Here is a 25,408-nt window from a genome sequence, read left to right as displayed (position 1 = left end):
GGCCTCTTTGTAACGGATTGATGACTTTCCTTGACATCCTTGGGCGCATGTACGACAACCCGAAAACACCTGTTTTTGCTCTTACGTACGAGTCCGTGAACGTGAAAACTCCATTTTTTGCCTCTGCGTACATGTACGCAAAGCCGAAAACGCCTGTTTTTGCTCTTACGTACGAGTCCGTGAACGTGAAAACTGCGTTTTTTACCTCTGTGTACTACATGTCTGCCAATCCCAATGCGATTGATTTGAGACAATCATCATCGCACGAAACTTTAGAAGGCAGTCTATAGTGCTATTCTGGAAGAGTGAACTGATTATACGCTAATAGGTTGTGCACTGAATTAAAGCCGCATTTTTTCTTTGTTTTTCTCAATATAAGTTTGTATGTTTGCATACTAACAGATGAAAACTGTGAGTGAATAAACGTTTTTTGCTAAAAGAGAGATAGACATTTAGTGAATAAATAGCTGATATGAATTCAAAACTATTATCCCCTATTCTTCTGGCCGTAGGTGCATCCATTGAAGAAATGGTTCGTCGCGCTTTGCGCAGTTCTGGTCAAAAGAAATTACAAAAGCGTGTAAACGAAACTTCTCCCGTCACAGCAATGAAAGATTTGTCTGTTGCAGATGATTGTATTCAAATTACAATTTTGAATGATAAAAGACTGGATTTGACACAGTACAGAGAGGTTTTAATTAGCGATAAAGAGGCAAATGAATGGAAAGCTCTTATTTCAACATTAGGTGGTGAAATGGCAAAAACTATCATGACAGTATCGTCTTTTAATGGACTTGTCAAGTGTGATGTTCCCCTCAAGTTTCTTTGTAGAATCAAAGATAATCCACATTCTATGCGAGGGATGGTTTTGAATGATGGAAAAATATCAAAACATGCATCATTTTCAGAGACTGGATTAGGTAGTGTTGCTCCTTTGTTAGTATATCAATGCATGGCTGCTGTGACATCTCAATATTATCAACAGATAATTGCCGAAAGATTAAATGTAATTGATTCCAAGTTGGATAATGTCATCGAAATTTTGACGGAAGATGATCGCTCAAAACTAAAGGTTGCTTACAGTCGATTTGTCGGACTTAGTAAAAAAAATACTTACGATATAGCAGATAAACAAATTGTGTCTGAATTCTCTGGTTATGTTGAAATAATCAGAGAAAAGTATAGAGGATTACTTTTGAAAATCGAACATCTAAATGTAGACTATAAATGGAGTGATAAAAAAGAGGCAGAATTCAAAATTCAAGCGCTCCAAAATTCTCGTTATTTTGAGTATCTTACAATAGCAATGCTAGCTGAAGCTCTGACTTTCATTGCATTTGGTGTTTCTGTGAGGATCGCTACATATTTAGCTGACGATGAAGATGCCAAAATCTATGCGGAAAAAATGAATCTCGATTATTGGAATAACTATGTTGATCAGTTCAGTAAAATAAAGCATGATGTTATCAAATACTTGGAGCTTCAAGCAGATTCTTCCTTGTTGCATGGTAAGTCTATTTCTGCATTGAAAGATGAACAAATAAAAAAATTTAATGCTGTGGAAACGTCAATGGTCGATCTTCAGAGGCAATTTGAATGTAAAACTGTTCAGTATATCAAAGCTCAAGAAGATGGGACACTTGTGAAATACATATCTGTTACAAAAGACTAATGCCTAAATCATTATTCCAGAATTAAGCTTGAAAGGCATAGAATCGTCAAAGTTGTCACTATCTTACTTAGACGTACCAATGGGGAAATTCAGATAGTAAGCTGTGAGATAAATACATTTGTCGAATGTAAACAAAAGATAATAACCGTTTCATGTAGATTTATTATATTTATATTTGAGTTTGTTTACTCTTATGTGGTAAATAACTAGTTCGCTGTCCTCGAAAGGCTTCATATTGCAAATATCTTCAGCCTAAGTTGAAGGTTCATAATTTACTGCTTAGAGGCCTTAAATATATTTGGATGTAAAACAGATGCGTAACTCGTTTGCGACATACCATGTTTTGCCGTAAACACTGTCTTGGCGCTTGAGGTCTATAGGCTCACAAAAGCTTGATTATTGAACTCCTTTCGAACGATTCTTGCTTAATTTGCCTTAGTGTCGCATTTATGGGTACAATTGTGCCTACGATTATAAAAGAAAGTAATGACTAAAGAAAACAATAATCATCTTATCATCTACCAAGATGATAGCGGGTTGGTGAAGGTGGATGTGCGCTTCGCCGATGAAGATGTGTGGCTTATGCAAGGGCAGTTGGCGGAGATTTACGATACTACCCAAGAGAATATCTCCATGCACATCTCAAATATCTACAAGGATGGAGAATTGGATCAAGAACGAACTTATAAGAAATTCTTATTAGTTCGACAGGAGGGTAGACGAAGCGTACAACGGAATATCGACCATTATAATCTGGATATGATTATCGCCCTTGGCTATCGGGTGCAATCGCAGGTGGCTACACGTTTCCGGCGCTGGGCTACCGAGCGACTGCACGAGTATATTCAGAAGGGCTTTGCAATGGATGATGACCGACTCAAGCAGGGAGGCAATCGCTATTTCCGAGAGTTACTGCAGCGCATTCGTGACATTCGGGCTTCGGAGCGCAACTTCTATCAGCAGGTAACTGACATCTATGCAACATCGGTGGATTACGACCCGCGTAATGATCTTACGCGAGCATTCTTTGCTACGGTGCAGAATAAGCTCCACTACGCCGTACACGAACACACAGCTGCAGAAATCATCTACGACCGAGTGGATAGCGAAAAGCCATTCGTGGGCATGACCAACTTCCAGGGTGACTACATCACCAAAGACGATGTGAAGATAGCCAAGAACTATCTCACAGAGAAAGAGCTGCAACGGCTCAATCTTCTGGTGTCGCAATTCCTCGACTTTGCCGAGTTTCAAGCTCTTGAAGAACGCCCCATGCGAATGGCAGACTGGATAGCCGCTCTCGACAATCAAATCATTGCCCTGCAACGCAATTTATTAGCGGGAAAGGGTAGCGTCTCCCACCAAGAAGCGATAGAGAAAGCCGAACGCGAGTTCACGCTCTACCGCCAAAGAGAAATGGCACAGCTCGAAAGCGACTTCGATAAAATGGTAAAGCGCCTCCCAAAACGGGGACAGAACCCCGCCGAGGAGGAATAAAGCTTCCTTTCTCCTTCTTGTCAATTATTGAACAGTCTCTTGATCTTGAGGCAGTCAGCTCTTGGAAGGAGTTTCTCTTGGCCGTGCATCAAATTCTTTCGGCTGTTCTTTGCGAAAGACTTGTAGAGTAGTGCAAAGGGAATCGCCGACCTTTCCTCTGCCTTTATCCGCAGTTGCATAGATGATGGAATACGCACACAAGGAACTCGTGCCGTTTTTCGTACTTTTGTGGGTGCTAATGTGGAAGTTCGCCCGCTAAGATGAAAAAACTACCGGTCAAGAGGCTCTACCTCTTCATGCTACAGACCTTTCTGCCACTCCTGTTGATGACTTTTGCCATCTGCTGGTTTGTGGTCTTGATGCAGTTTCTGTGGAAGTATGTGGACGATATGGTCGGCAAGGGATTGAGCGCGATGATATTGGCCAAGATGCTCTTCTATGCGGCCATGACCTTGGTGCCGATGGCGCTTCCTTTGGGGATCTTGTTGGCGTCGCTTATGACGTTTGGCAATCTGGGCGAGCGATTGGAGCTGCTGGCGATGAAGTCTGCCGGCGTCCCCCTCTACCGCATTATGAAGCCCTTGTTCTTCTCTGTCTTGGCCGTTGCCGGCGGGCTTTTCATCTTCCAGAACGATCTGATGATCCAGTCGCAGGTCAAGTTCTATACCATTCTGTTTTCGGCTCGGCGTGCAGCGCCCGAATTGGAGATTCCCGAGGGCACTTTCTACAACGGCATCAAAGGCTACAATCTTTTCGTCAAGAAGAAAGATCACAAGACCGGTGTTCTCCACGACTTGATGATATACGACCATTCGCAAGGCTTTGCCGATGCGCGTATCATCGTGGCAGACAGTGGCAAGCTGAAGATGGACGAGGGCAAGACTTTCCTGACACTTATGCTCCACTCTGGCGAGACCTTCCAAAACCTCCGCGCGCAACAGAATCAGCCCGTGGACGATGCGCCCATTCCGTATATGCGAGAGCATTTCGCTACGAAGGAGATCGTCATCCCCTTCGATGCCAATTTCAGCATGATGGACGAGGGTGCGATGCGTGGAGAGTATGTGGGTAAGAATGTCTTCCAGCTCCAGCGTTTTATTGATACCGTTACGCTCCGTGTCGATAGCGTAGGCACGAGGAATGCGGAGAATCTGTACCGGCAGACCTATAATGCACGCTATGCAGCCTCTCGCTTATCTCCCCTCGATACTTCCGCCACTGCCATCGCCTATCGGGCTCAGGTGCAGCAAGCATCCAAAGCCATACCCATAACGCTTGACAGTTTGGAACGCCGCGCCACAACCGCTCAGCGGCTGGAAGCCCGCTCACAGATGATCAATCGCTTCGACAGCTACATCGGTGAGTGCATCATCATGCGGGAATCCACGGCCTATGAGCAAGACAGACGCATCTCGCACATGCGGGAGTGGCATACGAAATTCACCTATCCGGTGGCTTGTCTGGTATTCTTCTTTATAGGTGCTCCGCTCGGTGCCATTATTCGCAAGGGAGGTTTGGGTACACCCATCGTGGCGTCGGTGCTTTTCTTTGTCCTCTATTATATGGTAGATACATTTGGGGTCAAGATGGCGAAGACGGGTGAGTGGCCTGTGTGGGCCGGTATGTGGCTCAGTACCTTTGTACTGTTGCCTTTCGGTCTTTTCCTCACCTATAAGGCCACACGTGACTCGTCCACGCTCAACGTCGATACCTATCTCAACTGGCTCAAGCGGGTCTTCCGCCCCCAACGCGTACGCGAGTTGGAGCCGAAAGAACTGGTGGTCGTGGAAGCTGACTACGGCCAAGCTCTCACCGAGGTTGTGGGTGTCCGATCCGATGCGCGGGAACTTCTTGCCGCACCCATCATAAGCGGACGTCTTCTCCTTATTTGGCAATATGGTCGTGATGCCGTGCTGATGTCAAGACTCAAAGAACGGACAGATGCACTGGTCGAATATCTCCATAACACGACGGACAAGCTTATCTTTGCAAAGCTTATGGATATGCCTCCCATACCTGCCACCCTCTCACGCTGGTTACCACCGGACCGAAAAGCGGGCATGGCACTGGGTCTTTTCCTGCCCATTTCGCTCCCGCTGCTCATCTATCTGGGAGCCCGACGCAAACTATTGAAAGATGAACTGCACACGCTCATCAGAGCGTGTGACGAATTGGAAGAAATCATCAACAAAAAAGAATATAAACCCCATACAACACTCTAATGATGGAAGAAATAAAGCTGAATACGATCGAGGAAGCCTTGGAGGACTTCAAGGAAGGTAAATTCCTGATCGTTGTAGATGATGAAGACCGCGAGAATGAAGGCGACTTCATTATAGCAGCGGAGAAAATCACCCCTGAGAAGGTGAACTTCATGATGCACCATGGTCGTGGTGTCCTCTGTACACCTATTTCAGAGGAGCGTGCCCGCGAGTTGGAATTGGAAATGCAGGTGCCGGACAATACCTCAGTCCATGAAACGCCTTTTACAGTGACCGTTGACCGCCTTGGCAATGGCTGTACTACGGGCGTTTCCATGTACGACCGCGCTCAGACGATTTTGGCACTGGCCGATCCTAATACTCGTCCTTCCGACCTGGGACGTCCCGGCCACATCTGCCCGTTGCGTGCTCGCAGCCGCGGCGTACTCCGTCGTGCCGGTCATACCGAAGCTGCCGTTGACCTTGCACGCCTTTGTGGTATGCAGCCTGCTGCTGCTCTCATCGAGATTATCAATGAAGATGGCACGATGGCACGCTTGCCGCAGCTTTGGGAGGTAGCCAAGCGATTTGGTTTGAAGATCATTGCCATCAAAGACCTCATTGCCTATCGTCTCCGTCAAGAGTCGATCGTAGAGAAGGGAGTAGAAGTGGATATGCCTACCGAAAGCGGCCATTTCCGTCTCATTCCTTTCCGTCAGAAGTCCAATGGTCTGGAGCATATCGCTCTCTTCAAAGGCACATGGGAAGAAGACGAACCCGTCCTCGTGCGTATGCACTCTTCTTGTGCTACAGGAGATATATTTGGCTCAATGCGCTGCGACTGCGGTGGTCAGCTCCACGAAGCGATGGAGAAGATCAACGAAGAAGGCAAGGGCGCTGTCATCTATCTCAATCAAGAAGGCCGTGGTATCGGTCTGATGGAGAAGATGAAGGCCTACAAACTACAGGAGCAAGGCATGGATACGGTTGATGCCAATCTCTGCTTGGGACACAAGGCTGATGAACGCGACTATGGCGTAGGTGCTCAGATTTTGCGGCTCTTGGGGATCAAGAAGATGCGTCTGATGACCAATAATCCGATTAAGCGTATCGGTCTGGAAGCTTTCGGTCTGGAGATCGTGGAGATTCTCCCCCTTGAAGTGGCACCCAATCGTCACAATGAGTTCTATCTGCGCACCAAGAAAGAGCGGATGGGACACGAATTGCACAACATCAAGTAAAGAGGGGGGACGTTCCTCTTCTTTTCGCCCCCATATCCAAGAGGCGTACGGTGTATTTTGACATGCCCGTATGCCTCTTTTCTGCTTTGTACACAGCAGTTTCAGTGCCCCTATGGGGGTGTTGTCAGAAGGGGGTGGAGAGCTAAGTGTTTGATATATTGGATAAAACGATTATCTTTGTCGCTGTGGTTTCTCTGTACAGCCCTTAGCGAAGGGTGCATGACCACCTTCAAAACCTCCGAAACACGGAGGCTCAAGTTGGCTCAATTCGTCGTGATGAAAGGCCGCTTGGGGATGTTTAACTATAACGGAATAGTATGAAATTAAAGAGGATACTTTCCGGTTTGTTGGTCGCTGCCGCCCTGCTTTTGTCGGGTAGTTCGGCCATCTCTCCTTCGGAGTCCTTGGATGGGCTGGTGGTAGGAGCAGTAGTACCGGAAGTAAAGTCTTTGGTCGTACGATCGGATGACAACAACGCTCCGTACACGCTGGTCCACTTCTGGGCAGCCTATGACGGAGAGAGTAGAGCCGATAACGTCCGATGGTCTCGTTATTTTGCCAATACCCCCGATAGTCGGGTGGAATACGTAGGAGTATCAATGGATAATAACTTGTCGATTTTTACGAATACTTTGGCTCTCGACCAAATAGACTTATCTACTCAGCGATTAGTGGATGTTAGTAAACGCGATCAAATGCTCAACACTTATGGCTTGAAGGTCCGTTTCCACAGTTACTTGGTAGATGTAACAGGGACAATTCGGGCAGTGGACCCGACTCCCGCTCAATTGGAAACAATGCTTTGATACCGGCTTGTTAAGACCGGTTATGACAAACGCCCCGAGAAGTTCCTTTGGAAACTCTCGGGGCGTTCTCTTTTGTGTCCGTCTGCGGACTATGTTCTTAGAGCTGGCGGATTACCTGCATCATCTGTTCGCCCAATCCGATGGTGTAGCCTTGTCGGACGAAGACAACACGACCGAATGAATCAGCTATCACCACGATCGGCAGTGTGGTCGTGTTGGGCAAATTGGTAGCTTGCTGTATCATGCGAGCATTTTCTCCTTGAATATCCCATCCGAATACTACCGTCGAGGGCAGAGCAGGGAAGTCGGCTGGCTTGTAGCGCTTGTAACCGTCGGCATCGGGGAAGAGGAGGATAAACTTACGCCCCCATTGTTCGAGTTCGGCCTTCACCTTTTCCAAGTCCTTCAGCGCATGATTGGTCGGCTCCTGACCTGCACCCAGGATGGCCATTGCGAAGTAACCGCGTCCTGTTGTTGAGAGCAGGGTGCGATTTTCGCCGGCACTGGCAGAGATATCGTGGTACAATTGTTCGGCATTGATCGAGCCGATCACCTGCACGTCTGTAGAGTCGCGGAGAAGTTCGAGCGGCACGTTCGTTGTCTTACCGCTTTCTATCTCGAATTTTCTGATTCGGCACAACACACTACCGCTGGCCATGCGCGTACCCGAAACAAGGAAGTAGCGGCCTGCAGCGGTTTCCTTGGGGTGGGCGAATAGCGTCTTGATGTCGGTAGCCTCATTCTCATCATAGTAGAGCGTGCGCACACTGCCCGAGGGCTGCACTTCTGCTACGGTGAAGCGGCTGTAGTAGTTGGGATTGGGTGCCAAGGCCGTAGGCGTATAGTCCATTGTCATAGTGCCCATTTCCTTTTGCACACTTTTGTTCTCCCGCAGATTCACATCAGTCCATTGCAGAGGTGTCAGACTCTTGCTGTATTGTATCTTGCCCGTTACCTCGTCGTATCTGGCCGGTATCTGCAGCGTACGTGCCAGAGCGACGAAGAAGATACCCATCGAACGCAGATCGGCGCGCTTGGCTCGCCATACACCGGCGGGCGTGATGGTCGTGTACTGCGTATTGTAGAGGGTGTCGAGTTTGATATTGGCGCTGACCCAGTTTACCAGACGGGCAGGGTCTTCCCGCATAGCGCTTTGCTCTTCTGCCGGCAGGATGCCCTTGAGCGTCGGCACAAAGGAGCTGAGCATCTCTGTATAGATGCGGGGCGATGCCACGTAACGCAGATGATGGCGGTAGGCCTCGCCTCCGGCAGCCTCGCCTTCCGGCAGGGACATATCGTTGAAGAGAGTCAGAAGCAGTGACTCCGGTGTGTCGGTCAGATCCTTGTGTGAGATGGTCTGCAAGAGATCCATCGCTCTGAGGCGATCCTTTCCAGTGTTTACCTTGCGCAGGAAGCCTTCAATGTCGCCATGATTGCCCCGGCTGGTCTGCATAATGGCCGTAAGTGCCTTGGCATCGACGCCCAATTCAGAGGCGAGAGCAGCCGACTGTTCTGCGGTTTTGAATGTAGCCTCGTAAGCCATACGGATGGAATCCTCATGGAGCAGGCGGGCATCGTTCTCGTTGATCTGCTGAGGCGAGCAAGTCGTCGGGATGGGATCGCCCTTGGGGGGAACGATCTTGAAGTCGACAAATTCGGGCTGTGACTCATAAGTATCCAGCGTTATCATCAGAGGTTTGCGGCCTTCAGCTTGTGAGATGGCATAGCCGAACAGACCATCCTTGGCTGCCCATACGAGCATATCGCCTTTGCCCACTCGCAAGGAGGCGGCACCCTTATCGTCGGATTTCTTGGTCACGACGGGATAAAACTCTGCGTAGTTATAGATACAGAAGCGCACTTCCGCTCCACTGACAGGCTTTCCGCTCTTGTCCACAACCGTCAACTCGATCATTTCTGTGGGAGCATAGTTATCGATGCAGTTGATTTCCGTATAGTTGGCTGTGCTGAGCAGCTTTTCTTCGGGTCCTTCGTAGCGTCCGAATACGCGGGTATGCGTCAGCATGGCGCGTACTACCGAACTGTTGAACCACGCATCGTTCAGTTCGGCAGCAGGCTCGCAGGCACCAATGAAGTACCATTTGCCATCCACCCAGACCTCTACCCAAGCATGGTTGTCATCCGTATGTGCCCAACGCGGTGTGTACATTTGGCGGGCAGGGATGCCCACAGCACGCAGGGCGGCTACCGTAAAGGTGGACTCCTCACCGCAGCGTCCCAAAGCATTCTTCACCGTAGCCAGCGGAGAGCGCGTACGCGGGTCGCTGGGGCTGTAGGTCGCTTTCTCGTGGCACCAGTGATTCACTTCCAGAGCAGCCTCTTTCATCGTCATGCCTGCAACGCGCTCTTTCAGCTCGGCGTAGAAAACCATGCGGCTACTATCCAGATTCTCATTGTTCACACGGATAGGCAGGACGAAGTGGCGGAAGAGCAGTTCCGGCACATCCTTTCCCCAAGCCATCTCTTCTCGTGCTTTGAAGCTCTCGCGGACATTTTGTAGATAGAAGTCCCCCGAATAATCTACGATATCCGGCAGTGTCATGTAGGCGTAGAGGAATTCCAACGCGCCTCGTTCTTCACTACCGAGGGTGTCGCGATCCAGCACTTCAAATAGATTCCCTTCGGATAGCGCCTCGCGCTTCGCTCTCAAGTCTTCCTGCACTTGCTTGCGGAAGCCTGCATCGGTGATAAACTGTTTTTCTCCCTTACAGCCTGCCAGCAGTGCCGAGATGAGAAAGAGCATACCGATGCGGTACAGATGATTTCCTTTCATTTGGTCAATATGTTTTTTGTTGATGATTGTTTTCACTCCCTGCCCTTGGCGAATAAATGGCGGAATGCCTCTTCCACCTTGCGCACCGGTACGAGTCGGATGCCGAAGCGGTCATTGTATTCCTCGCGATAATTGTCTGTCGGTATCAGGATTTCGCGGAAGCCTATCCGCTGTGCCTCCGTGATCCGCTGCTCGATACGGTTCACGGGACGTATCTCTCCGGAGAGACCTACTTCGCCAGTCATACATACGGCGGGCGGAATCACTATGTCCAAACTGGATGAAAGTACCGACGAAATAACGGCCAAGTCAGTAGCAGGATCCGTGATTTTGATCCCTCCTGCGATGTTGAGGAATACATCTTTCTGCACGAGCTTGAAGCCTGCACGCTTCTCCAGTACTGCCAGCAGCATATTCATGCGTCTGAGGTCGAAGCCGGTGGATGAACGCTGTGGATTGGCATAGATGGCAGAGCTGACCAAAGCTTGTGCCTCGATCAGTATCGGTCTGATACCCTCCATCGCTACGGCTATGGCCATGCCGCTGAGGTCCTCTCTGTTTAGTGTGATTAGGTGTTCGCTCGGGTTCTCTACTCCGCGCAGACCTTCGCGACGCATCTCATATATACCCAGCTCGGCAGTGCTGCCGTAACGATTCTTCTGGCTGCGGAGGATCCGGTAAAGATGGTGTTTGTCACCGTCGAACTGAAGCACTGTGTCCACGATGTGCTCCAGCACTTTGGGGCCTGCTATACTACCTTCTTTTGTGATATGACCGATGACGATGACGGGTACTCCGGTTATCTTACAGTATTTGAGTAATAGGGCTGCACACTCACGTATCTGTCCCACGCTGCCGGCAGAGCTTTCCACCTCTTCGGTATAGACCGTCTGGATAGAGTCGATGACAAGCAGATCGGGTTTGATCTCGTTGGTGCGGGTGAGGATGCGATCCAGATTTGTCTCGCAGAGCACATAGCATTCGTTCTCGGCCAGCCCCAAGCGTTCGGCACGCATTTTCAGTTGGCGGGCACTTTCCTCGCCGGATACGTATAAGGTGCGTAGGGTAGGGAGGCGTAGCACTGTCTGTAGGATGAGGGTGGACTTTCCTATCCCGGGTTCTCCGCCGAGAAGGGTGAAGGCTCCGCGAACCAATCCGCCACCGAGGACACGATTGAACTCCTCGTCACACAGGTCGATGCGCTCTTCATCACCCGACTCTACCTCGCCGAAGCGCAGAGGTTTGTTTGCTTTGCCCTCCGGCATGAAGCTGCGTGGCGCATTCTTGCCCGCAGGTGTGGGCGACACTTTCTCCTCCTCTATCGTGTTCCATTCGCCGCAGGCATTGCAATTGCCCTGCCATTTAGCGTACTTAGTGCCACAGGTGCGGCATACGTATATGGTTTTTTCCTTGGCCATGAGGGCGCTGTTTGTTTCGTCCGAGCGTTACCCGATTCTCTTTTATTCTCGCACGAGCGGCATGGTAGAGCAGCGCAGCAGTCCACCCTGCTTGGACACTTCGTAGTAGGGTACTTCTTCCACCGTCATATCCCAAGCCTGACGCAGATGTTGATTGAGACGCACGAAGTTGCGTTCGCTTATGATGGTGTCGGGGCTGAGCGAGAAGATATTAGTATTCATCAGATAGGCTTCCAGTGGCGTGATCTCGAATAAGTTTTCGTCACCACCGAATATCTCTCTGATCAGCCCGAAGTTCTCGCGGTGAAGCATCCCCTCCTTGTAAACGATAGCGCGCCCACGGCTCACGGGCTGAAAAGCGCAGTCGAGGTGCAGGACAGAGCGCATCGGGTCGGTGTCGTGCTTGATAAGCTCAATGGGGATGATGGTCTTGTGAGGGAAGTATTCACGGAAGAAATCGACGGCTCGCTTATTGGTGCGTGCAGTCTTGTAACTCGAATAGTCGCTACCGAAATAGGTGCCGATAAAGAGTATGTCGTTGTATAGGAGTACGTCACCCCCTTCTACGTGTATGTCTTCGGGGAGTTGCTCCAGATTGCTGCGTCCTACTCGCTGCCAGATGGGAGCAAAAGCCTCCGATTCGCGTGCACGATCAGATATGAGATTGGATATAAAGAGCTTGTCTTCTATGACAAATGCTACATCGCGAGCAAAAATCTGATTGTAATTCTCTATCGGATCGGGACGAAGCACCTCCACACCATGGCGCAGGAGCACTTCCAGCACGGCATCCATTTCGCGCTTGATGTCCTCGTCAGTGGGGTAAACGCCGCGTATAACTGATTCGTAACTTTTTGCATCGTATGTTTCGGTTGCTGCGGGTGCACCGCCGGTGGAGTCGGGCAGACCCAACACGACAGTGCACAGCTTGGCCGTCTCGTTGGTTACATGTGGTTGTATGTGTTGCATGATGGTTTGTAGCCTCCATGTGGTTTCTTAATGAGGCTACAGGGCAAAGATAATAAAGAGGCGTGAAAAAGCCGGTGTATAACCGTTTAGCTTTGCTCGTTGCCGATGCTCTCCTCACTGACCGTTACAAACCAAAGCCGGATAATAGAGAAGGGGCTGTGTCGGCGAGGTAGTAGCTACCTGCGACACAGCCCCTTCAGGCTATTTTGGCCGTTAAGTCGTCTGTTCTTTTAGAGCTTGGGGCCTGCTACTACGAGAGCTTTGCCGGCGTCATTGCCCGTGAACTTAACGAAGTTCTTGATGAATCGCTCGGCCAAATCCTTTGCCTTCACCGTCCACTCCTCTGCATTCTGATAAGTGTCGCGAGGATCGAGGATGTTAGGATCTACTCCCGGCAGAGCCGTAGGCACGCGGAAGCTGAAGAAAGGAATTTCCTTCGTCGGAGCCTTGTCGATCGATCCGTCGAGGATGGCGTCGATAATACCACGCGTGTCCTTGATAGAGATACGCTTGCCCGTACCGTTCCAACCCGTATTCACGAGGTAGGCAGTAGCTCCTACGGCTTCCATCTTCTTTACAAGTTCTTCGGCATACTTGGTGGGGTGCAGCGACAAGAAGGCTGCGCCGAAGCAAGCTGAGAATGTGGGCGTGGGCTCTGTGATGCCGCGCTCAGTACCTGCCAATTTGGCCGTGAAGCCGGAGAGGAAGTAATACTTCGTCTGCTCGGGCGTCAGGATAGACACCGGAGGTAATACGCCGAAGGCATCGGCCGAGAGGAAGATTACTTTCTGTGCGTGACCAGCCTTAGAGACGGGCTTCACGATGTTCTCGATGTGGTAGATGGGGTATGATACACGGGTATTCTCCGTTACGGACTTGTCGTCGAAGTCGATCTTACCGGCTGCATCCACCGTCACATTCTCCAACAAAGCATCGCGACGAATGGCGTTGTAGATGTCGGGTTCGTTTTCGCGGCTCAGGTTGATCACCTTTGCATAGCAACCTCCTTCGAAGTTGAACACGCCGTCTTCGTCCCAGCCGTGCTCGTCGTCGCCGATGAGCTTACGCTTGGGATCGGTACTCAGCGTAGTCTTACCCGTTCCTGAGAGACCGAAGAAGATAGCCGTTTCCTTGCCGTCCAAGCTGGTATTGGCTGAGCAGTGCATAGAGGCCATGCCGTTGAGCGGGAGGAGGTAGTTCATGTAGGAGAACATACCCTTCTTCATCTCACCTCCATACCAGGTGTTGAGGATCACTTGCATCTTCTCCGTCAGGTTGAAGACTACGGCTGTCTCAGAGTTGAGACCCAACTCTTTGTAGTTCTCTACTTTCGCTTTCGAGGCATTGATAACGACGAAGTCGGGTTCGCCGTAGTTAGCCAGTTCTTCGGCTGTCGGACGGATGAACATATTGGTCACGAAGTGAGCCTGCCATGCTACTTCCATGATGAAGCGGATCTTCAGACGTGAGTTCTCATTCGCACCGCAGAACGTATCCACGACGAAGAGACGCTTGCCCGAGAGTTCGTCCACGGCCAGCTTCTTGATGCTGCTCCATGCTTCTTGGGTGACAGGCTTATTATCGTTCTTGTATTCGTCCGACGTCCACCAAATGGTGTCGCGGGTAGTATCGTCCATTACAAAGAACTTGTCCTTGGGCGAACGGCCGGTGTACACACCCGTCATCACATTGACAGCACCCAGTTCGGTGACCTGTCCCTTCTCGAAGCCTTCGAGTCCGGCACGAGTCTCCTCTGCGTAGAGCTGATCGTAAGAGGGATTGTGGATGATCTCAGTGGCACCGTTGATGCCGTACTTGGTCAAATCTAACTTGCTCATTACTTAAAATAATTAAGTGGTTACGTTTTCTTTTTTTCTTGTTTGTTTTGGTTAGAACAGTGTGTCGCAGAGCCTTGTTCAGCTCCTTGAACGTTACATCATTATCGAAACCGAACAAAGGTAGAAAAAATAGTGTGTATCTACACAATAAGCAGAGCTATGTGCAGATTTCTCTTATAAATGTAACACAATGTCAGGTCTGAGAGGAAGCGTTAGGCCCTATATCCCTCCGATTTCTTTGCCCAAAAAAGTGCCGAGACTCCTCGCAAATTTCTGCGTACAAGTCTCGGCACTCTGTGATGTATGGAGCCGTAGTTCTTGCGGCGAAGCTACTTGTTTCCTTGGTTTGCCGATAGGATAAGTGTCTGAGTGATTTGTTTGCCGTCTTCGAATGTGAACGTCACTTGCACTTTGTGTTCTCCGTGTATGGCCGGAGCTTGATCCAGAAAAATATCAAACCAATCTTTCAGCATATACCAATCTTTGGGTTGTATGTCTGATAGTTTTTTCTTCATTTCGGTGAAGCCATAGGGCGACTTATAGCCGCTGGAAACGAAGGGGTAGCACGTCCTGAATTTAAGACTGGTAATGTCATTGAGCGAACTCCCTGCCGGATATTCTTCACTGTAATTATCCAAGGCTACAACATTGACCGACAACAGAGGTAGAGCCAATGCAACTTCGACTGGCGCAGCCTTGCGATTGAAATGGGTATCGCCGTACCGCTCTCTCAGCTCTTTGTGCTTCGAGGAGTTTTGCCAATAACTGATTTCCCCATCAGCATAGAGGCTCCATGTCGGCTTTCCATCCGAGTTTATACTGCTTTTGCTTGCCATTAGGGTATCGGCAACCTTATAAACATCAATATAATATTCTCGGTAATGGCCACCATATGGCGTCTCACAACTAAAAGCCCCCAAAAGAAGGTATAGAAAAACGGCGACAAATGATAGTTTGAGAGTCGTTTTCATCTTTTTTGCTGTTATTTTATGGATTCGTCCTTTGTTATACGTATGCTGCAAATGAAAGCAAAAATACTTTTTTGTCGAATGCTACTTGTTTTCTTGATTTGCCGATAGGATAAGCGTCTGAGAGATTTGTTTGCCGTCTTCGAATGTGAACGTCACTTGCACTTTGTGCTCTCCGGATGTGGACGGAGCTTGTTCCAGATAAAATTGGAAATTTTCTTTAAGCAATATCAGTGGCTCTGTTGGCATATCTGAGAGACGCAGTTCCACTTTTGTTATACTTTCATCTCCATGATAGCCCCCAGAAATGAATGGTTGGTAAGTATAATAAGTAAAGATGGTAATATCGTTAAGTGAGCTGCCGGCCGGATGCTCCTCATCATAGTCATCTATGGCCACCACATCAACAGACGCTAACGGTTGGGCTAATGCCGCCTCAAAGATATGGACAAACCCATTGAAGTTTGTGTCTCCATATTTTTCGCTAAGAGCTTGCTGTTCGGGCGTATTGTATTGAATGTACTTACCATATATTTCGAAATAATATTTTCCACTTTCTTGATTGTAGCTCGGCTCTGACAAATAATCAGGGCTAATGTAAATGTTGACAAAGTTTTTCCGATAAGTTGCTCCCGGTTCTTGTCCACATGAAAGAGCTCCGAGGAGCACATACAGAAAAACAGCAAATGCAGTAGGCTTGAAATAAATTTTCATTGTGATTAATTTTTATGTTATGATTGGATATTGATCATCATTGATAAATCATACTGATAATTGTACGTAGAGTTGTTTGATGTCGAGTAGAGTTGTCCATTACGATCTTGGAAAACAGGTCCCTCACTTGCATTAAAAACTCCCTTGCGGAAAAATCCATTATAGAGGCCTGCCCAACCCCAATTGCAGTGAAAAAAGGATTGTTTAGTTAGACTTGTCGATACGATGTCTCCATCATAATTGTAGAATGTATATGTCCGTTCTCTTTCCAAAGTGCCATCTACGACCCATGCATGTCCTTTGTCATACCAAGTAATTATAAATTGATGTTTGATTCGGCTTCCAGACATATATACAGGGAGATGATTTGACATAGACTCTTCAACAAGGGCTTGACGATACTTTGCAGGTCGAGGGACATAGGAGTATCCTAAGCGCAGAAAAGCCTTGCGAGCTTTCTTATCTGTTGAACTAGTCGCGTTCAGTCCCCAACTATTACCTGCTAAATGACCAATTTTGGCAAGATACTGGGCAATAGCCTCAAATTCTGGTATCTGAGGGTTGCTGTTTGTTAACGCATCCCAATTTAGTGTGTTTTGATCTAAAACTTTCGGAAATTGATGATAGGTCGTTATTTGACCTATTGCGACAGCCACGCAGCCAACTACCGCATGCTCAGTTAATTCTCCAATATTGGGGTAGAATGGATTAAATACAAGAGGTGTTGCGATATTAAAGGGGTATCTTTGTCCCCACTTTACAGGAATCATAATCTCTCTCTTTGTTGTTGTCCATGGTGTGGATATTGTTTGGCTGGGGTCGATCGTATTTGGACCGATAACAGGCTCTTCTCCATCAACAGATAGGTCACTTACGAGTTGATGTATTTCAGCTCTGCTTTTGTTTGACATCTCTTCTGCTGTGGCCATTCCTGCATCAATAACTCTCTGTCCGGCTAACTGATAGTAGTAGTTTGTTGCCATATCAATGAACATTGCCATGCCAGTATTTTTTGCTGTGTCTATTAACTGCATTTTCGACTCCTCCATGATGGCGATTGTCGTTGGTGGTACAGCTCTACTCCCGACAATAATTATTGAACCATTCGTGTTTTTGAAATTAACGATATAGGCTATCGTATCCTTTGTTGCATCTCCAGAGCGGGATGGCTCTAAGTCAGCAGTGATGGGTTCTAATGATTCGATTGCAAGTGATTCATAGTCCCCCCCCGCTCACTAACAAATGCAGCGTAGTTTGAAATGGCAAAATCTCTCAGCTTGTCTTCGAAAGACCTTGATTTTGCTGGATTTATTTGTAACTCATCATTTTGCAAATCAAACGACTCTTTTGTACATGCTACAAATGAAAGCATGACAGAAATCATAGCAAAAATGTTCTTTTCATAAATAATGATTTTTTGTTTGTGTGTATTTGTATCGCGACAAAGGTATATATTATAAATTTTTCTGCCAAATGTGCAAAATTGGCAGGTCGTACCTTGGGGCGGTGCATGATTCCCTTTTTGTTATCTTTGCAGACGGATCGGCAGCGTAGCAGTGCGTTAATGGTTGAAAGTCAATGCGCAGCGGCCGATCAAGAACCCAAGTAATACGCAGTAAATAGAAGCAATGATGAATACGAGACTCATGTACAAGGGCGTCGAGAACGGCCGAGGTTCTCTCCTTTCCTTTTCAAGATATGGAAGCGTCGGAGCTGTAGTAGCCCGATCGATGAATAACTTTTCACTCTCCGATGATGAATAGGATGCGATAAAGTCCTCTCGCAAATCATCGCAAAAAGCATCAAACACCCGTTGAGTTCGGTCACGAACTCAACGGGTGCTTCTTTTTTATCGTGCAGAAATACGCCTTTTGGTGCCTGCAACAATTAGGTTTTTGAGACGTAAACTTTATAATTATCATTTCCAATAATGTAAAGTTTACATGGTGATCTTTATAAAGATTGAAACCGGTAATTATAAAGATTACATCTTAGAAGTCTAAATATCATCATCGGAGTTGGAAAAGCCGATTTTTATCCTCGTTTTGCTCACCGACTGACCTCTCCGACAGCAGCTTATTTAGAATGAATCTAAACGGCTCTTCGGTGTTGAAAACTTTTTTGGCTCCTAAAAAAATGGAGATGAATGGCTGGATTGGACGTAGTCCTCAGGAGCGTAGTCGGCTGTCTCGGTCGTTAGCTCCAACTGCAGCGGAAGCGCGTCCAGCCGTCGGAGTCCGTTGCCAGAGAGAAGGCCCATCCGTGATGGAGCAGCACTTCCCGAATAACGACCAGACCGATCCCTTGGCCATTCGGCTTGGTGCTAAAGAACGGCGTGAAAAGACGGGTGGCCACTTCTTGACTGATGGGGGCTCCGTTATCTTCGACGATAAGACTTCTGCGGTCGAGACTGATGGAAACGACTCTCGTCTTTCGCGCTTGAGCTTCATCCACAGGGGCAAAGCTCTCGATGGCATTGCGCAGCATATTGATCACCACTTGCTCGATTTGTTCGTTGTCGCATCGGACCCGACACGGCGCTTGTCCCTTCTGCATCCTCAGCTCCACGGCCGCTGTGACTGCCATCGGCTGCATCAGTGTGAGACAACGCTCGCAAAGCGGCACCAGATCCACATCGGATAAGGTGGGCTCCGGCAACTTCACCACCTCGGCAAAGCGTGTGATAAAGCGATTCATGGCCATGCAGCGATCTCTGCAGACAGCGATGGCTTCGAGCGTATCGCTCTCGATCGCCGGAGGCGTGTCATCGGCTGCATCCCCTATTGTATTGAGCACGCCGATGATGCCGGCTGTGCTGTTGTTCACCTCATGAGCGATCAGCCTGATCAACTTCTCATAGGCTTCTTTCTCCGCGGAGCGCACTTCTTCCGTCAGAGACTCGATGCTGAAAAAGAGACGACTAAACGAACGATCGAAAAACCTCATCCGCGTAATGCGCCTCACCTGTGCCGTGGGCAAGCGCCAAGTGCGGGATTCTCCTTCGCTCAAGTCTTCGAGTTTGAACGGCATCTTGGCCGAAAGTTCGCTCAACGGCCTGTGGGTCGGGCTATAGTCATCCGGCAGTTCCAATAGGCGGCGGGCAGCAGGATTGACCGATACAATCCGCATATCATAGTCCAAAACGACAAATCCGATGGGAGTAACCTCCATGACAAGAGACAGAAAATTGTCCCGCTCCTCCAGCTTGAGCCGCTCCTTTTTGAGCCGATGCATCAGTGCATTGTATAGCTCTACGACCCTGTCGGCATCGGGCTGTCCCACGGGAGCAAGCGTGGTAGCATAGTCCTGCGAACGAAGCATATCCATTCCGTCGCCGACGGCGCGAATGGGCAGTACGACTTTGGCATGTAGGAAACAAAGAAAAATGAACATCGCCGACTCTACAGCCAACAGGAGATACAGCCCCAGCGTCTCCACGGGCGGGTAGATCAGGCTCAAGACTACAGCCGCCAATGCCAGCAAGGCTCCTCCCGAGAGGAGCAGGCGCAAAGGGATGCCGACCCACTTTTTCATCACAGCTCAATTACTATATATAATAAGGAAGAGGTGGAGCAAAGTCCTAACGCGTGCGCCCCTCTCCCGAGTATTCACAGTCCATACTTCTCCATACGACGATAGAGCGCTGCCCGACTGAGCCCCAACGCACGCGCTGCCCGGCTCACGTTGCCGTCATGTTTGCGCAGGGCTTCACGGATCGCTTCTTCCTCCACTTCGGTCAGCGCTTTTTCGGCCACGCAGAAGTCCTCTGTCGTCTGCACGCCGAAGTCTGCCACATCCTGCCCCCGCACCACCGATGCGTTGGAAAGCAGCAAGGTGCGCTCCACCACATTCTTCAGCTCACGCACATTGCCGGGGAGCGGCATGGCACAGATCCGATTCATGGCTTCGGGGCTCCAGGTTGCCGGGGGCAATCCTGCCGAGGCCGAAAATGCTTCCGAGAAAGCATTCACCAGTAGAGGTATATCCTCGCAACGCTCTCGCAGGGGTGGCAGATGGAGGTGTATCAGATTGATCCGATAATAGAGATCCTCGCGGAATCGTCCTTCGGCGACCAATTTCTTCAGCGGTGCGTTCGTGGCCGATACCACGCGGACGTCCACTCGGTGCGGCACGCTCTCGCCGAGGGGTTCGAAGGTCTGTTCTTGCAATACGCGCAAAAGTTTCACCTGATTGGCAGTCGGCAATTCGCCTATCTCGTCCAAGAAAATAGTGCCGCCGTCGGCCATGTCGAACCGCCCTTTCCGATCGGCAAAGGCTCCGGTGAAAGCCCCTTTCTTGTGACCGAACAGTTCGCTCTCGAACAAGCTCTCCGGCACTCCTCCCAGATTGACTTTGACAAATGGAGCCGATGCTCTTTTGCTCCCGCGATGCAGAGCCTCGGCTATCAGCTCCTTGCCGGTGCCGCTCTCCCCCGTAATGAGGACAGAGGCATGCGTGGGAGCGATCCGGCGTATCTGCTCCTTGACCCTCTCGATGGCATCGCTTCGTCCTACGATGTGGGCGCAAGGATCCTCCCCTCTACAGGTTTGGGCGGAGAGCGTCGACTTTCTTCTTGCTGTGTCTTCTCCGGCCGGCGCCGTTGTCTTTTCGGAAAGGCGCAGTGCCGTGTCGATCGTTTGCAGAAGACGAGTGTTGTCCCACGGTTTGCCGATGAAGTCAAAAGCCCCCAATCGCATCCCTTCCACTGCCAACGGCACCGATGCCCATGCCGTCATCAGGATAATGGGACAAGCGGTGAACACTCGCATTTTTCTCAGCAAGTCCAACCCTTCGCGCCCTGAGGTGGAGAGCGAGAAGTTCATATCCATCAGGATCACTTCCGGTCTGCCTTTTGTTCCCTGCTCGCGCACGACGGCCAGTGCCTCATCGGGAGAGGAGGTGATGAGGGGATTGTATCCCGCACGTTTGAGGACAAGACGTAGTGCGGCACAGACAGCCACATCGTCATCTATCACCAAGATATCTGTCAATCTTTCCATTGCAGGGTAAAAATACACGAATTAAGGCGAAACAGGAACGCTTTCTTGCTTCCTGCATGATGCAAGATGTGATTGTAGGCCGTTTCTTGCTCCCTGCACGATGCAGGACACGATTGTAGGTCGTTTCTTGCTCCCTGCACGATGCAGGACACGATTGTAGGTCGTTTCTTGCTCCCTGCACGATGCAGGACACGATTGTAGGTCGTTTCTTGCTCCCTGCACGATGCAGGACACGATTGTAGATCGTTTCTTGCTCCCTGCACGATGCAGGACGCGATTGTAGGCTGTTTCTTGCTTCCTGCACGATGCAAGACGCGATTGTAGGTCGTTTCTTGCTCCCTGCACGATGCAGGACGCGATTGTAGGCCGTTTCTTGCTTCCTGCACGATGCAGGAGACCGGAAACGCCCGTTTCTGCTCATTGCAATTCATTAATAGTCAGTGTTTTATGGCGATTTCATGCGTATTGGTTGGAAAGGGCTGTTTTTTTTAGTGTGTCAGATCTCTTCCATGTTGATGGCAATCTCCTCGTTGCGTACCAGATCATAGGCCGTCAGGCTACGCAGATTGTAGTAATAGCTCCAGTAGTGATGCAAGGCTTTGACGAGCGACGTGCGTGCCGCGTCTTTGGCATCCTGTGCCGTGGTCAGATCGAGAGCGGAGATGGCCCCGACGGTGAAGGTCTCTACGGCCGTTTGGTAGCGCGCTTGTGCCAGACTGTCGGTGCGTTGTGCCAGGGCGAGTGCTTGCAACTGATTGTTGTAATGCTCTACCAGCAGGAATATCTGCCGATGCCACTGCTCCTCTTCCTGTCGGAGGCGATGCTCTTCGAGGCGGCGATTGCTCTCGGCCATCCGTATCCGGCCGCGGCCGCGTCCCCAATCGACAATCGGGATGCGCACGCCTACCGAGACGGAGCTGTTGTCTTGCAAACGGCTGCCGTATGCGTCGGGCAGATTGTCGGCCCTACCTGCGTAGCCTATCTGCGCCATCAGCTCGACAGAGAAACGTTCTGCCTTGGCGCGTGCCAGAGAACGATCGGCTTCGAGCATCCTGCGCTTCATCTCTCCTACGAAAGGATGATTGCGCCTTGCCAGCTCCATCACCTGTTCGTAGCTCACCGGGACAAAGGTCGTGTCGCTCGGCAAAGAAAGAGCGAGGCGGGCATCGGGCTGTAGTCCGAGGAAAATACACAGCGCCATCTCTGCTCCGTGCAGGGCCGTCCGGCTCGTAAGAATGGCGGACGATGCCGATGCATGGCTGATCTCCACGGCTCGGAGTTCGTTCTCGGAGAGTTTGCCGATTTTCTTTTTGGCACGAGCCACTTCGACGAGTTTCGCCGTATTGCGCAGATTGGTCTCTGCATTGTTCAGTTGTTCGCGAGCCAAGAGAGCCGAGAAATAATGCTCGATGCAGTTCACGCTCACCTCTTCCGTCCCGGCGACGAACCGTCGGCGAGCCTCTTCGTATCGCACGGGCTCTATGCGGCGGCTCCATTTCGTTTCGTTCAGGCCGAAGAGCGGTTGGCTCAGCGTGAGGCTGATCGGTACGCTCATGAAATGCTTGTCGGCGCCTTGGGTGCCGAGGGGATTGATGTGCTCCAGAGAGCTGACGAGTGAGAGTTTACCCCCCGTGAGCCAAATATTCTGATCGATGGATACTTGCCCCGCTGTGCGTAGGACGTTGGTGCGCACGAAGTTGTATGAGCCGTCGGGCTGTTGATAGAGCGAGTAGGCGCGTCTGTAGTCCGGCAGTGTCGCCGTCAGATTCACGTCGGGCAGGAGCTCTGCCCGATAGGTGCGCCACTGCCAGTAGGCTGCGCGTAGTTCCTGCAGAGCCACGGCAGCATCCACACTATGTTCTCGTGCCATTCGGATGGCTTCCGTCAGGGGCAGGCGGACTGCTTCACTGTCAGCTATGTCCTGCGCCTTGGCGGCCGAGTCGCTGCCTCCGAGTAGCGTCAGTCCATAGGCGAGGAGGATAAGAGCATACTTTTTCATAGGGTATCTTTCTTTTGTACTGTCCTTTCTTATGACAAAGTCCGTGCCAATTTGCCTAAGAGGTTGATAATAGGCCGATTTCGGCACTTGTCCGACTGTCCGACTGTCCGAAAACGAACACCTCTGCTGTCCGAAAACGAACAATGCAGGCCGGGGCGAAAAAGAGTAAGTCGCTGATAATGAGGAAAAGTTTGTCGATGGCATGGCATTTGCTCTAATAAAGGCGAATCCGAAAAGAAATAATGTAAAACTTCGATATTTAGGCTCATGGACAGACAGATTTCGCCCGAACGGCTCAAACGCGAGAAACAACGACGCTACTTCATCATGGCGGCAGCTGCCATCATTCTATTCTTCGGCGGGTGGTGGTTCCTCTCCTCGATGCAAAGCTCCGTATCGCTTGCTTCGCTTCGTTTGGGACGAGTGGATAGGGGAGAAGTACAGATCGCTACTTCGGCTTCGGGCGAGGTGGTACCCGCTTTTGAGGAGATGATCACCTCGCCGGTACAGGCACGTCTGATCGCCGTGCTCAAGCAGGCAGGCGATTCGGTGCGCCGAGGCGATCCTTTGGTGGAGCTGGATTTGCAGTCGGTGCGCACAGAGTTCGACAAGCTGCAAGACGAATTGCGCATGAAGCAGACGCAGCTGCACCGACAAGAGGTACAGCTCCGCAGTGAGCTCAATGCCAAACGACGTGAGCTGAGTGTGAAAGCCATGCAGAACGATCGCAAGCAGGCCGAGATGCAGAGCGAAAGGTATCTGGACAGTATCGGAGCGGGAACGGCAGACCGGGTGCGCGAGGTCGAACTGGCCAATCGTGTGGCCGCGTTGGAATACGAAGGAATGACAGAGAACCTGCGCGACCGCGAAGCCACTGCAGCAGCCGAACTGGCCGCATCGCGTCTGGAAATCGAAATTTTCCGTAAGACGCTCGACGAGAAACGTCGGCAGTTGGAGGATGCACGGATCGCTTCGCCTCGTGACGGGGTGCTGACCTTTGTCCTCAGGGATATCGGCTCGCTTATCAGTCCGGGCGCACAAGTCGCCACGGTGAGCGATCCGAAGCACTTCCGCATCCAAGCCGATATAGCGGATGACTATGCCGAGCGTTTGCATGTCGGTGCCAAAGCGGTGGTACATCTTGACAACCGACGCATCGAAGGCTCCATCACCAATATCACTCCCGCAGCCAAGAATGGAGTGGTGCGCTTCTTTGTCCGGCTCCCGGCCGATGACATTCCCGCATTGCGTTCGGGTTTGAAGGTGACCGTATATGTGCTGACGGCTCTGAAGAACGAATGCGTGCGGATCCCCTTCGGCCATTACTATCATGGCGAGGGCGTGTATGAACTGTATGTCCGCAAGGGCAATGTGTTGGAGCGTCGGGAGGTACGTCTGGGAGGAAGCGGCGAGTCGTTCGTGGAGGTCCTCTCCGGTCTCGAACCCGATGAGGAGGTGCTCCTACAGACGCTGGACGCAGCTTACAAGGGTCGCAAGAAAATCAAGCTAAAAGACTGAGACGGCCTCAAAGACAAAAAACACAATAATACAAACTCAAATACAACATGGAAGTATGGATGCAATCAGACTGACCGACGTAAGTCGCATTTTCCGAGCAGGCATGATGGAGACAGCCGCTCTGGAAGAAATCAACATCAAAGTGGAGGAAGGCGAGTTCCTTTCCGTCATGGGACCCAGCGGATGTGGCAAGAGTACGCTCCTCAACGTTATGGGTCTGCTGGACCGCCCCACAAGCGGCACGGTAGAAATCATGGGAGAAACGGTGAAATCCCTCTCTGACAAGGCTCTGGCAGCCTTTCGCAACGAGAAGCTGGGGTTCGTGTTTCAGAGTTTTCATCTCATCAATACGCTCAACATCTTGGACAACGCCATGCTGCCTCTTCTCTACCGTCGCATGAGCGAAAGCAAAAGACGCCAAGCAGCATATGAGGTTCTCGAACGCATGGAGATGACCCATAGGCTGCACCATTATCCGCATCAGCTCTCCGGAGGTCAGTGCCAACGTGTGGCCATCGCCCGCGCCATCGTGGGCAATCCCGAAATTATCCTCGCCGACGAGCCCACGGGTAACCTCGATTCTAAAATGGGTGCCGAAGTGATGAGCATCCTGCACAAGCTCAATGTAGAAGACAAGCGCACCATCGTCATGGTTACGCACAACGAATTGCAGGCCCGCGAGACGACTCGTACCATACGGATGTTCGACGGCCATCAGGTGGGCTGAGCGGGTTAATAACAGTAGAATTTCTATTATCGGCATTACTGCAAAA

At 50.2% G+C, this 25,408-nt stretch carries 17 protein-coding genes; 7 read left to right on the top strand and 10 right to left on the bottom strand.

Annotated elements, in window-relative coordinates:
- Nucleotides 1-472 precede the first annotated feature (472 nt).
- From C7382_RS06005 to C7382_RS05985, 5 genes are all read left to right on the top strand, one after another.
- Nucleotides 473-1,672 carry a hypothetical protein gene (locus tag C7382_RS06005; RefSeq protein WP_116679387.1) on the top strand — a complete coding sequence of 400 codons (1,200 nt, stop codon included), beginning with the start codon at nucleotides 473-475 and terminating at the stop codon, nucleotides 1,670-1,672.
- Nucleotides 1,673-2,158: 486 nt separating this feature from the next.
- The gene (locus tag C7382_RS06000) at nucleotides 2,159-3,169 is read left to right on the top strand and encodes a virulence RhuM family protein (RefSeq protein ID WP_116679386.1); all 1,011 of its coding nucleotides are present in this window, start codon (nucleotides 2,159-2,161) and stop codon (nucleotides 3,167-3,169) included.
- A 260-nt stretch (nucleotides 3,170-3,429) separates the two neighbouring features.
- Nucleotides 3,430-5,391 carry an LptF/LptG family permease gene (locus tag C7382_RS05995; RefSeq protein ID WP_116679385.1) on the top strand — a complete coding sequence of 654 codons (1,962 nt, stop codon included), beginning with the start codon at nucleotides 3,430-3,432 and terminating at the stop codon, nucleotides 5,389-5,391.
- 2 nt (nucleotides 5,392-5,393) lie between these two features.
- Nucleotides 5,394-6,611 (top strand): bifunctional 3,4-dihydroxy-2-butanone-4-phosphate synthase/GTP cyclohydrolase II, encoded by a 1,218-nt coding sequence (locus tag C7382_RS05990; protein ID WP_116679429.1) that lies wholly within the window; start codon nucleotides 5,394-5,396, stop codon nucleotides 6,609-6,611.
- Between the two features lie 317 nt (nucleotides 6,612-6,928).
- Nucleotides 6,929-7,417, top strand: a complete 489-nt coding sequence (locus C7382_RS05985) for a hypothetical protein (RefSeq protein ID WP_116679384.1) — start codon at nucleotides 6,929-6,931, stop codon at nucleotides 7,415-7,417.
- A gap of 97 nt (nucleotides 7,418-7,514) precedes the next feature.
- Here the strand turns inward: C7382_RS05985 and C7382_RS05980 are convergent, their stop codons facing one another.
- The 10 genes from C7382_RS05980 to C7382_RS05930 form a co-directional block, all read right to left on the bottom strand.
- The gene (locus C7382_RS05980) at nucleotides 7,515-10,211 is read right to left on the bottom strand and encodes a transglutaminase domain-containing protein (RefSeq protein WP_116679383.1); all 2,697 of its coding nucleotides are present in this window, start codon (nucleotides 10,209-10,211) and stop codon (nucleotides 7,515-7,517) included.
- 32 nt (nucleotides 10,212-10,243) lie between these two features.
- On the bottom strand, nucleotides 10,244-11,629 hold the full coding sequence (gene radA, locus C7382_RS05975) for a DNA repair protein RadA (RefSeq protein WP_116679382.1): 1,386 nt from the start codon (nucleotides 11,627-11,629) through the stop codon (nucleotides 10,244-10,246).
- Nucleotides 11,630-11,671: 42 nt separating this feature from the next.
- A complete protein-coding gene (locus C7382_RS05970) occupies nucleotides 11,672-12,598 on the bottom strand; it encodes a dimethylarginine dimethylaminohydrolase family protein (RefSeq protein WP_116679381.1) in 927 nt (308 codons plus the stop codon).
- A 230-nt stretch (nucleotides 12,599-12,828) separates the two neighbouring features.
- On the bottom strand, nucleotides 12,829-14,436 hold the full coding sequence (gene pckA / locus C7382_RS05965; RefSeq protein ID WP_116679380.1) for a phosphoenolpyruvate carboxykinase (ATP): 1,608 nt from the start codon (nucleotides 14,434-14,436) through the stop codon (nucleotides 12,829-12,831).
- Nucleotides 14,437-14,765: 329 nt separating this feature from the next.
- Nucleotides 14,766-15,407 (bottom strand): hypothetical protein, encoded by a 642-nt coding sequence (locus C7382_RS05960; protein WP_133241536.1) that lies wholly within the window; start codon nucleotides 15,405-15,407, stop codon nucleotides 14,766-14,768.
- A gap of 81 nt (nucleotides 15,408-15,488) precedes the next feature.
- Nucleotides 15,489-16,118, bottom strand: a complete 630-nt coding sequence (locus C7382_RS05955; protein ID WP_116679378.1) for a DUF5034 domain-containing protein — start codon at nucleotides 16,116-16,118, stop codon at nucleotides 15,489-15,491.
- A gap of 17 nt (nucleotides 16,119-16,135) precedes the next feature.
- On the bottom strand, nucleotides 16,136-17,119 hold the full coding sequence (locus tag C7382_RS05950; RefSeq protein WP_165815128.1) for a C10 family peptidase: 984 nt from the start codon (nucleotides 17,117-17,119) through the stop codon (nucleotides 16,136-16,138).
- A 1,195-nt stretch (nucleotides 17,120-18,314) separates the two neighbouring features.
- The gene (locus C7382_RS05940; RefSeq protein WP_116679375.1) at nucleotides 18,315-19,652 is read right to left on the bottom strand and encodes a sensor histidine kinase; all 1,338 of its coding nucleotides are present in this window, start codon (nucleotides 19,650-19,652) and stop codon (nucleotides 18,315-18,317) included.
- Nucleotides 19,653-19,726: 74 nt separating this feature from the next.
- Nucleotides 19,727-21,118, bottom strand: a complete 1,392-nt coding sequence (locus C7382_RS05935) for a sigma-54-dependent transcriptional regulator (protein WP_116679428.1) — start codon at nucleotides 21,116-21,118, stop codon at nucleotides 19,727-19,729.
- 496 nt (nucleotides 21,119-21,614) lie between these two features.
- A complete protein-coding gene (locus C7382_RS05930; protein ID WP_116679374.1) occupies nucleotides 21,615-23,117 on the bottom strand; it encodes a TolC family protein in 1,503 nt (500 codons plus the stop codon).
- Between the two features lie 267 nt (nucleotides 23,118-23,384).
- Here C7382_RS05930 and C7382_RS05925 point away from each other — a divergent pair, with 267 nt between their 5' ends.
- Entirely contained in the window at nucleotides 23,385-24,635 is a 1,251-nt protein-coding gene (locus C7382_RS05925; protein ID WP_116679373.1) for an HlyD family secretion protein, read from the top strand.
- A gap of 55 nt (nucleotides 24,636-24,690) precedes the next feature.
- Entirely contained in the window at nucleotides 24,691-25,362 is a 672-nt protein-coding gene (locus tag C7382_RS05920; protein WP_116679372.1) for an ABC transporter ATP-binding protein, read from the top strand.
- Nucleotides 25,363-25,408 lie beyond the last annotated feature (46 nt).

The organism is Porphyromonas loveana (assembly GCF_003096695.1).
In the GTDB taxonomy this organism is placed as follows: domain Bacteria; phylum Bacteroidota; class Bacteroidia; order Bacteroidales; family Porphyromonadaceae; genus Porphyromonas; species Porphyromonas loveana.
The sequence above is the reverse complement of the archived record's forward strand: the minus strand, read 5'-3'. Positions and strand labels throughout refer to the sequence as shown.